Genomic DNA, 6476 nt, shown 5'->3' with positions numbered 1-6476 from the left:
AAGTGATTATTTTCAGAAGTTTTCGAAGAATTCTTCAACAACTTCAACCACTTGCGCTTCCGATCTCTCGTTAGCGGGAGGCGAATTCTACAGCGTTACACGCTGCTGTCAACACCTCTTTTTCTCCACTTTCGATCGAGAGGATCGAAACGTTAATAGAGCCAAACAACACCGCCCTACCAACTCCTTCTGGGCTTCGATGAACTGAAGCAACTCGCTGTCGAATTTCGCATAACTCTTTGTTTACCAAGGAGTTTTCCGTTTCGACTGCGCCGGAAGTGGGGCGAATTATAGACTTCCAGAATCTGCCGTCAACCCTTAATTACGCTTTTGTTGCAGAAAGTGGTTTTTTCGCAATAAGGCGGGGGATCCGACGCATTACAGGCGGTATCCGCAGCACTAAGAGCAACACGCCTATAGAAGCATAGATAGCCCACTCCTTGAGATCAGCCCGCACAATCCACAGCATATGCAGCAAGCCGAGACCAAGAATCACATACACCAGGCGATGCAGCTTCTTCCAACGACTCCCCAGCCGACGCTGACTATAACGATTCGACGTCACCGCCAATACCAACAGCGACAGGAACCCCAACGCCCCCACAATGATGTAAGGCCGCTTGCGCAATTCCACCGCCAACTGCGTCCAATCCAACCCCAGCACAAACACACAATAAGCAGCCAGATGGAGCACCACATAGGCAAAGCACCACAAACCCAATTGTCTACGAACCGCTATCCACCCGGCCCAACCGCTAAGCTTCTGCAGCGGGGTCATCCCCAGCGTAATCAGCAACAAGATCAACGTACCCAACCCCAGTCGATCGACCAGAACCTTGCCCGGATCAGGCCCAAGGGCGAAACCCCACGCCTCATACAGCCAATACAACGGCCATATCGCCGCAGCTATAAAGACGCCAATGCGCCAAACTGGATAGCGCATCAGTAGTTCTTCCGTAAATCCATACCGGTATAAAGAGAAGCCACCTCATCGGAGTAGCCGTTGAACATCTGCGTTTCACGCACATTCGGACTGAACAGGCCGCTCGGCAGACGACGCTCCCGAGCCTGAGTCCAGCGTGGGTGGTCGACCGTGGGGTTCACATTCGCATAGAACCCATACTCATCCGCAGCAATGCTCTGCCAAGTGGTTTTCGGTTGCTCGCTCACGAGACTGATCCGCACAATGGACTTCACACTCTTGAAGCCATACTTCCAAGGCACAACCAAGCGAAGCGGAGCGCCGTTCTGGTTGGGCAATTCGCGCCCATACATGCCAACAGCCAGGATCGCCAGCGGGTTCATCGCCTCATCCAGGCGCAACCCTTCTATATAAGGCCAATCGATCAAGCCGAAACTCGAACGCTGGCCCGGCATACTCTTGGAATCCTGGAGAGTTTCAAAGCGGATGTACTTGGCCTTGGAGGTTGGCTCAACCTGCTTGAGCAAGGCCGAGATCGGAAAACCGATCCAGGGGATGACCATCGACCACGCCTCGACGCAGCGCAGACGGTAGATACGCTCTTCCAATTGATACGGCTTCATAAAGTCTTCCAGGGCATATCGCCCCGGCTTGGCGACTTCGCCATCAATCACCACACTCCAGGGCTCGGTCTTGAGCGAGCCCGCATTCGCTGCGGGATCACCCTTGTCCGTACCAAACTCATAGAAGTTGTTGTAGTGAGTCGCATCCTTGAACGGCGTGATCGCTTCGTCCTTTACCGTGACCGCCTGCCATTTGGTACTCGGCAGCTTCTCGGCAAACCAGCTCGGCGCCCTGCCCGCTTCGACATCAGCATAACGTGAGGTTTCCTCAGCATTGGCCCAACGCGGCAAACTGCTGGCTGCGATGCTGGCAAGCGCACCACCGAGCAAGCGGCGGCGGGAAAGATAGAAGGATTCAGGAGTGACATCCGATTCATGGCAATCGGACGCTTTAGGCAATTTGATTAACATGGCAACCCCGCAGCATTGGAGAACTGATACACCAATAGACTGCGGAGTATGGGGGAAATTACATTAAGGCAATGTTTTGTCGCGGCGCAGATGCAACAGGTACTGAACCGGGCCCGAAGCGGCGTAGACCAGAAAGGCCAGCAACAGGATACGCGGAGGATCACTGAACACCACGGCGAACACCAGCACCACTGCCAGAATTGCCACGAAAGGCACACGCCCCTTTAGGTCCAGCTCTTTGAAGCTGTTGTACTTGATATTGCTGACCATCAGCATACCGGCAGCAGCTACCATCAACGCCACCAGGAACGACATTTTCGAGCCCTGAATACCGTAATCACTGAACGCCCAGACAATACCTGCCACCACCCCCGCAGCCGCCGGGCTGGCAAGACCGATGAAATACCGCTTGTCGGCAGTCCCCACCTGAGTATTGAAGCGCGCCAGACGCAAAGCAGCGCCCGCAACATAGATGAAGGCGACCATCCAGCCAACCTTACCCATATCACCCAGCGCCCAGGCAAATGCCAGCAACGCAGGGGCTACACCAAACGCGACCATATCCGACAACGAGTCGTACTCGGCACCGAAGGCGCTTTGCGTGTTAGTCATGCGTGCCACACGACCATCAAGGCCGTCGAGCACCATGGCAACGAAAATGGCAATGGCAGCAAAACCGAAATACTTACTGGCACTCACCGCATCACCCGCCGCCAACGCACTTTGGGCGCTCATGGAGTTGATGATGGAATAGAAGCCGGCAAACAGGTTTGCCGTAGTGAACAGGTTGGGCAAAAGATAGATGCCACGATGCCGGACCTTGCGACCTTCGGCGTCATGCCCTTCTTCGACATGCTCATCGATCGGCAGCAGGCTTTCGGCGTCAGAAGCCTGGTGTGGCTCTTCGGGACGTTCGCTCATGGACTTTACCTTGCAACGGTTTGAAAAAATTCGACAAATACGTGCGGCGAGTGTTCGCCCGCAAACGATGCAGCTTTATACCAGAACCAGCCCACAAACGAAAAAACGCGGCCTAAGCCGCGTTTTCCGTTGATGCGTACGACTTAGTTTTTGGCTTTGTCGACGATCTTGTTGGCACCGATCCACGGCATCATGGAGCGCAGTTGCTCGCCGATGATTTCGATACCGTGAGCGGCGTTGTTACGACGCTTGGCGGTCATCGAAGGGTAGCCGGTCGCGCCTTCGCTGATGAACATTTTGGCGTATTCGCCATCCTGAATACGTTTCAGGGCGTTGCGCATTGCCTGGCGGGACTCGGCGTTGATCACTTCCGGGCCAGTCACGTACTCGCCGTACTCGGCGTTGTTGGAGATCGAGTAGTTCATGTTGGCGATACCGCCTTCATACATGAGGTCGACGATCAGTTTCAGTTCGTGCAGGCATTCGAAGTAGGCCATTTCCGGCGCGTAGCCAGCTTCAACCAGGGTTTCGAAACCGGCTTTTACCAGTTCAACGGTACCGCCGCACAGAACGGCTTGTTCGCCGAACAGGTCGGTTTCAGTCTCGTCCTTGAAGGTGGTTTCGATGATGCCGGTACGACCACCGCCAACACCCGCAGCGTAGGACAGCGCAACGTTCTTGGCATTGCCCGAAGCGTCCTGGTAGATCGCGATCAGGTCAGGGATACCGCCGCCTTTGACGAACTCGGAACGCACAGTGTGGCCCGGGGCTTTCGGCGCGATCATGATCACGTCGAGGTCAGCACGTGGCACTACCTGGTTGTAGTGAATCGCGAAGCCGTGGGAGAAGGCCAGGGTGGCGCCCTTCTTGATGTTCGGCTCGATTTCGTTCTTGTACAGCGCGGACTGGAACTCGTCCGGGGTCAGGATCATGACCAGGTCGGCAGCAGCAACGGCGGTAGCAACGTCAGTCACTTTCAGGCCATGGGCTTCAGCCTTGGCAACAGTCGCCGAGCCTTTGCGCAGGCCAACAGTCACGTCAACGCCGGAATCTTTCAGATTGCACGCTTGCGCATGACCCTGGGAGCCGTAGCCGATGATGGCGACTTTCTTGCCCTGGATGATCGACAGGTCACAATCTTTTTCGTAATAAACTTTCATGAGGTTCCTCTATATATCCAGGCCGTAAGGCCATTCACTAATTTGGGTTAAATGCTGAGTACTTTGTCGCCACGGGCAATCCCGGTGACACCACTGCGTACTGTTTCCAGTATCGAGGCCGTCCCGATCGATTGGATGAAGCTGTCCAGCTTGTCGCTTGTACCGGTCAGTTGAACGGTATAAACGCTGGCGCTCACATCGACGATCTGCCCGCGATAAATATCGGTAGTGCGCTTGATCTCGGCACGCTGGGCGCCGGTGGCCTTGACCTTGACCAGCATCAGCTCGCGCTCGATGTGGGCACTTTCCGACAGGTCGACCAGCTTGACCACTTCGATCAGCTTGTTGAGGTTCTTGGTGATCTGCTCGATCACCTCATCGTGGCCCACGGTGGTCAACGTCAGGCGCGACAGGGTCGGGTCTTCGGTTGGGGCCACGGTCAGGCTTTCGATGTTGTAGTTGCGTTGCGAAAACAGGCCGACAACACGAGACAGAGCGCCGGGTTCGTTCTCCAAAAGCAGGGAGATAATGTGCCGCATGATTAAGTACGCTCCGTCTTGTTCAGCCACATGTCGCGCATCGAGCCGTCTTTGATCTGCATCGGGTAGACGTGCTCGCTGGTATCCACCTTGATATCGATGAACACCAAGCGATCTTTCATGGCGAACGCTTCTTCCATCTTCGGCTTCAGATCTTTCAAGTCGGTGATGCGAATGCCGACGTGGCCATAGGCTTCAACCAATTTGATGAAATCTGGCAGCGACTCCATGTAGGAATGGGAGTGACGGCTGTTGTAGCTCATGTCCTGCCACTGACGAACCATGCCCAGCACGCCGTTGTTCAAGCAGACGATCTTCACTGGAAGGCCGTACTGCAGGCACGTCGACAGTTCCTGGATATTCATCTGGATGCTGCCCTCACCGGTGACGCACGCGACGTCTGTGTCCGGGAAGCTCAGTTTCACACCCATGGCCGCAGGGAAACCAAAGCCCATCGTGCCCAGGCCACCGGAATTGATCCAGCGGTTAGGTTTGTCGAACTTGTAGTACTGCGCAGCGAACATCTGGTGTTGGCCCACGTCGGAGGTCACAAAGGCGTCGCCCTTGGTCACTTCGCACAGGGTTTCGATCACGGTTTGTGGCTTGATGATGCTGCCGTCGCCCTTGTCGTAAGGGAACAGGCCGCGATCACCGCGCCATTCGTCAATCTGCTTCCACCAACTGGCGACGGATTCCTTGTTCGGCGCTTCGCCGATGTCCTTGAGCGCGGCAACCATCTCGGTCAATACGCTTTCAACAGGACCTACGATCGGGACGTCGGCCTTGATGGTCTTGGAGATGGACGCCGGGTCGATGTCGATATGGATGATCTTGGCGTTCGGGCAGAATTTGCTCGCGCCGTTGATTACCCGGTCATCGAAACGTGCACCCACTGCAAGGATCACATCGGCATGGTGCATCGCCAGGTTGGCGGTGTAGCTGCCGTGCATGCCGAGCATGCCGACGAACTGGCGATCCGTACCCGGGAATGCGCCGAGGCCCATCAAGGTGTTGGTCACCGGCAAGTTGAGCAGCTTGGCCAGTTCGGTCAGCGGTGCGGAACCGCCGCCCAGAATCACACCACCACCCGAGTACAACACGGGACGCTTGGCTGCCAGGAGCATTTCAGCTGCCTTGCGAATTTGCCCCGAGTGCCCACGAACGGCCGGGCTGTAGGAACGCAGCTTGGCTTTTTTCGGGAAGATATATTCGAATTTTTCCGCCGGATTAGTCATGTCTTTCGGGATATCGACCACGACAGGCCCCGGGCGACCGGACTGTGCGAGGTAGAAAGCCTTTTTCATGATTTCCGGAATTTCCGACGCATGCTTGATCATGAAGCTGTGTTTCACGATCGGCCGGGAGATACCGATCATGTCGGTTTCCTGGAATGCATCGGTACCGACCATGGTGCTTGCCACCTGGCCAGAAATGATCACCATCGGGATGGAGTCCATATAGGCAGTCGCGATGCCGGTAATGGCATTGGTTGCGCCTGGGCCGGACGTTACCAGTACCACGCCGGCTTTACCGGTGGCACGGGCATAACCGTCAGCCATATGGGTCGCGGCCTGTTCGTGGCGAACCAGGATGTGGGTAACAGCCGGTTCCTTGAACAGTGCGTCGTAGACATGCAGCAGAGCACCACCTGGGTACCCGTAAATATAGTCGACGCCTTCGTCACGCAAAAAGCGGACGAGCATCTCACCGCCAGATAAAAGCTCCACGTTGTTCACCTCTAAAACGCCAGAATACCGTCCGTTGAAAACCGACGGGTCTTAATAGGTTTACTTCTCAACAGAGCATGAGCGACGGTGGTCGCCGACTACGTCAGCACTGACTGAGCAAGTATTGGGATCGTCCCAAGTGTTGCGGGCTTTTCCCACCCAGCGCGAGGTAA

General features: G+C 55.7%; 6 protein-coding genes. All 6 read right to left on the bottom strand.

The features are described 5' to 3' along the window. Positions 1 to 322 precede the first annotated feature (322 nt). Complete coding sequence (gene msrQ / locus AACY30_RS25615) at positions 323 to 943, bottom strand: protein-methionine-sulfoxide reductase heme-binding subunit MsrQ (RefSeq protein ID WP_339471763.1); 621 nt, start codon at positions 941 to 943, stop codon at positions 323 to 325. Continuing rightward, positions 943 to 1956, bottom strand: a complete 1014-nt coding sequence (gene msrP, locus AACY30_RS25610) for a protein-methionine-sulfoxide reductase catalytic subunit MsrP (RefSeq protein WP_339471762.1) — start codon at positions 1954 to 1956, stop codon at positions 943 to 945. Before msrP ends, msrQ begins: the two co-directional genes overlap by 1 nt. 63 nt (positions 1957 to 2019) lie before the next feature. Then, entirely contained in the window at positions 2020 to 2877 is an 858-nt protein-coding gene (gene pssA / locus AACY30_RS25605) for a CDP-diacylglycerol--serine O-phosphatidyltransferase (RefSeq protein ID WP_049711521.1), read from the bottom strand. Positions 2878 to 3020: 143 nt separating this feature from the next. Beyond that, complete coding sequence (gene ilvC, locus AACY30_RS25600) at positions 3021 to 4037, bottom strand: ketol-acid reductoisomerase (RefSeq protein ID WP_339471761.1); 1017 nt, start codon at positions 4035 to 4037, stop codon at positions 3021 to 3023. 47 nt (positions 4038 to 4084) lie between these two features. Then, complete coding sequence (gene ilvN, locus AACY30_RS25595; protein WP_003176102.1) at positions 4085 to 4576, bottom strand: acetolactate synthase small subunit; 492 nt, start codon at positions 4574 to 4576, stop codon at positions 4085 to 4087. 2 nt (positions 4577 to 4578) lie between these two features. Continuing rightward, positions 4579 to 6303: an acetolactate synthase 3 large subunit gene (locus AACY30_RS25590; RefSeq protein WP_339420319.1), complete on the bottom strand. Its 1725-nt coding sequence runs from the start codon at positions 6301 to 6303 to the stop codon at positions 4579 to 4581. Between the last annotated feature and the right edge of the window lie 173 nt (positions 6304 to 6476).

It is taken from the genome of Pseudomonas sp. RA_5y_Pfl1_P24 (assembly GCF_963970945.1).
Lineage (GTDB): Bacteria > Pseudomonadota > Gammaproteobacteria > Pseudomonadales > Pseudomonadaceae > Aquipseudomonas > Aquipseudomonas tritici.
The sequence above is the reverse complement of the archived record's forward strand: the minus strand, read 5'-3'. Positions and strand labels throughout refer to the sequence as shown.